The 3541-nt window shown below is 70.9% G+C and carries 3 protein-coding genes; 2 read left to right on the forward strand and 1 reads right to left on the reverse strand.

The features are described 5' to 3' along the window. Positions 1–201 precede the first annotated feature (201 nt). Complete coding sequence (locus L0B03_RS15380) at positions 202–1002, reverse strand: sulfite exporter TauE/SafE family protein (RefSeq protein WP_250447394.1); 801 nt, start codon at positions 1000–1002, stop codon at positions 202–204. Positions 1003–1150: 148 nt separating this feature from the next. Between L0B03_RS15380 and L0B03_RS15385 the strand changes: the two genes are divergently transcribed. After that, entirely contained in the window at positions 1151–1696 is a 546-nt protein-coding gene (locus L0B03_RS15385; RefSeq protein WP_250447396.1) for a single-stranded DNA-binding protein, read from the forward strand. 60 nt (positions 1697–1756) lie between these two features. Next, on the forward strand, positions 1757–3439 hold the full coding sequence (gene ettA / locus L0B03_RS15390; protein ID WP_250447397.1) for an energy-dependent translational throttle protein EttA: 1683 nt from the start codon (positions 1757–1759) through the stop codon (positions 3437–3439). Positions 3440–3541 lie beyond the last annotated feature (102 nt).

A 3541-nucleotide genomic window follows, 5' to 3' on the forward strand; every position in this document is an offset into this window, starting at 1 on the left:
CGACTTAGCGCCGGACGGCGGCGCTCGACGCAGTTCGCCGAGGCCGCACGGGCCGCTCTCGGCGAGGTGGTCGACACCCGCCTTGCCCGGCCGAGCCTCGTCGTGCTGGCCGACCACCGCGCCGTGCGCGAGGTCGCCGCAGCCTGAGGTCGCCGCAGCCTGAGGTCGCCGCGGCCCGAGGTCGCTGCGGTCCGCGACGGCTCAGCGCAGCCGGTACGCCCGGATCGCGAGCTGGATCGCCGAGCCCAGCACGAGCACCGCGAACAGCACGCTCGACACCTGCGCGGGGATGATGAAGGCCAGGGCGACGCCACCGAAGGAGGTCAGGGTCGCCGTCAGGCCCACGACCGCCCCGGCGCGGAGGTCGACCAGACCACCGCGCAGGTTGCTCCACGTCCCGACCACGGCGGTCGGGATGATCACGAGCAGGGACGTCCCCTTGGCGACCAGGTCACCAGCACCGAACAGCATGATCAGTGCCGGGACGGTGATGACCCCGCCCCCGATGCCGAACAGCCCCGCCGTGATGCCCACGAGCACCCCGACCAGGACCATGGCCACCCCCGCCCACGGCGTGACGACGATCTCCGCGCCGCGGCTCGGCACCACCAGGACCAGCTGCACCGCGACGACGACGAGGAGCGCGACGAACATCCAGCGCAACCAGCCCAGGGGCAGCCGGCGCAGCAGCAGGGTGCCGACCTTCGCCCCGACCACGCCGCCGAGGGCCACCAGCAGGCCCGCGACGAGGTCGACCTGCCCGTTGAGCCCGTAGGTGACGCTCCCCACCACGGCCGTGGGCAGGATCGCGACCAGTGAGGTCGCGGCCGCCCGGCGCTGATCCATGTGGGCGAGCCCGATGAGCAGCGGCACCATGAGGATGCCGCCGCCCACCCCGAAGAGCCCCGAGAGCAGGCCGCCGACCACACCGACGAGGGCCAGGCGCAGCAGGGGCAGGGGAGGGCGAGCCGCAGGAGCAGCCTGGTCCGGGGTGTCTGGCACGAGGGGCACGCTACCGGCGTCGGTGTCCACAGCCCGAGCCGGGCGGGCCCGTCCCCAGGTCGGCCGGACCCGTCTGCCGTCGCCGGGTGGGGGAGCCGAGGCTCGTCGCAGAGCCGGAGAGGCCGGCTCGGGACGGACGGAGACGGACATGGCGAACGAGATGATGGTCACGGTCGTGGGCTGGGCTGCCTCGACCCCGCGCGAGGTCGTCGGGGACGGGGTGCCGTTCACGAGCTTCCGTGTCGCGACCACACCGCGATGGTTCGACAGCAGGCAGGGGGCGTGGACCGACGGGCGTACCGAGTGGTTCACGGCCAAGGCCTTCCGGGACGTGGCCCTCAACGTGGCAGCCTCGGTGCACAAGGGCGACCCCGTCGTGGTGCACGGCAAGCTGCGCACCGAGGAGTGGATCGGGGAGAACGGTCCTCGCACGGGGCTGACGGTCGAGGTCGCTGCGGTGGGGCACGACCTCACGCGGGGCCGTTCGGTGTTCACCCGACGCACCTACACGAGCGGTGCCGCGGGCGCGACGACGGAGGGGGCGACCGGCACCGAGGACGCCGGGCCGCCCGAGGACGACGAGCTCGGACTCAGCCGCACGGAGGACGGCACGGGTGAGGTCGACCCGTGGGAGGTGCCGGCCGCTCAGGACGAGGCGCGGACGTCCGAGGACGCGGTGGCTCTGACGCCGTAGGCTGACGGGTGGCCCAGGCGCAGCTGCGCCGCCCGTCCGACGCTTGGAGCAGACCCGACCGTGGCTGAGTTCATCTACACCATGTACAAGGCGCGTAAGGCGCACGGCGACAAGGTGATCCTCGACGACGTCACCATGAGCTTCTACCCGGGGGCGAAGATCGGCGTCGTCGGGCCGAACGGTGCCGGGAAGTCGACGATCCTCAAGATCATGGCCGGGCTCGACCAACCGTCGAACGGTGAGGCGCGGCTGTCGCCCGGCTACACGGTCGGCATCCTGCTGCAGGAGCCGCCCCTCAACGAGGAGAAGACCGTCCTCGGCAACGTCGAGGAGGGGGTGGGGGAGATCAAGGGCAAGCTCGACCGCTTCAACGAGATCTCTGCCCTCATGGCCGAGCCCGACGCGGACTTCGACGCTCTCCTCGAGGAGATGGGCAAGCTCCAGGAGGCCATCGACGCCGCCAACGCGTGGGACCTCGACGCCCAGCTCGAGCAGGCGATGGACGCGCTGCGGTGCCCGCCGCCGGACGCCGACGTGTCGGTGCTCTCCGGTGGTGAGCGCCGCCGCGTGGCCCTGTGCAAGCTCCTCCTCGAGAAGCCCGACCTGCTGCTCCTCGACGAGCCCACCAACCACCTCGACGCCGAGAGCGTGCTCTGGCTCGAGCAGCACCTCTCGCAGTACGAGGGCGCCGTGCTGGCCGTGACCCACGACCGGTACTTCCTCGACCACGTCGCCCAGTGGATCGCCGAGGTCGACCGCGGCCGCCTCTACCCCTACGAGGGCAACTACTCGACCTACCTCGAGAAGAAGCAGGCCCGGCTCGAGGTCCAGGGGAAGAAGGACGCCAAGCTGTCCAAGCGCCTCAAGGACGAGCTCGAGTGGGTGCGCTCCTCGGCCAAGGGCCGTCAGACGAAGTCCAAGGCTCGTCTGGCCCGCTACGAGGAGATGGCGGCCGAGGCCGACCGGACCAGGAAGCTGGACTTCGAGGAGATCCAGATCCCGATGGGCCCGCGTCTGGGCAGCGTCGTCATCGAGGCGAAGGACCTCAAGAAGGGCTTCGACGACCGTGTGCTGATCGACGGGCTGTCCTTCACCCTGCCTCGCAACGGCATCGTCGGCGTGATCGGCCCCAACGGCGTCGGCAAGACGACGCTGTTCAAGACGATCGTGGGGCTCGAGGAGCTCGACGACGGCGACCTCAAGGTCGGCGAGACGGTCCAGCTCTCGTACGTGGACCAGTCGCGCGGCGGGATCGACCCCAAGAAGACCCTGTGGGAGGTCGTCTCCGACGGGCTCGACTTCATCAAGGTCGGCAACGTCGAGATGCCCTCGCGGGCGTACGTCGCAGCCTTCGGCTTCAAGGGACCTGACCAGCAGAAGCCCGCCGGGGTGCTGTCCGGTGGCGAGCGCAACCGTCTCAACCTCGCGCTGACCCTCAAGCAGGGCGGCAACGTGCTGCTCCTCGACGAGCCCACCAACGACCTCGATGTCGAGACCCTCGGCTCCCTCGAGAACGCCCTGCTCGAGTTCCCGGGCTGCGCCGTGGTCGTCTCGCACGACCGGTGGTTCCTCGACCGGGTCGCGACGCACATCTTGGCCTACGAGGGCACCGAGGAGAACCCGTCGAGCTGGTACTGGTTCGAGGGTAACTTCGAGTCCTACGAGGCCAACAAGGTCGAGCGTCTCGGGGCGGACGCCGCGCGCCCGCACCGGGTGACGTACCGCAAGCTCACCCGCGACTGACGCCCTGCTCCCTGCCGCGGCCCCGACCAGGGACCCGGCAGGGAGCGTGGCGCGGCCCGGCGCGCACCGAGGAGGAGGCGGCATGGTCGCGAGCCCCGAGCA

The organism is Actinotalea sp. C106, assembly GCF_023630195.1.
Classification (GTDB): Bacteria; Actinomycetota; Actinomycetes; order Actinomycetales; family Cellulomonadaceae; genus Actinotalea.

Coding starts and splice junctions, on each gene's coding strand:
- L0B03_RS15385 (WP_250447396.1), top strand. CDS start 1,151: ATGGCGAACGAGATGATGGTCACGGTCGTGGGCTGGGCTGCCTCGACC.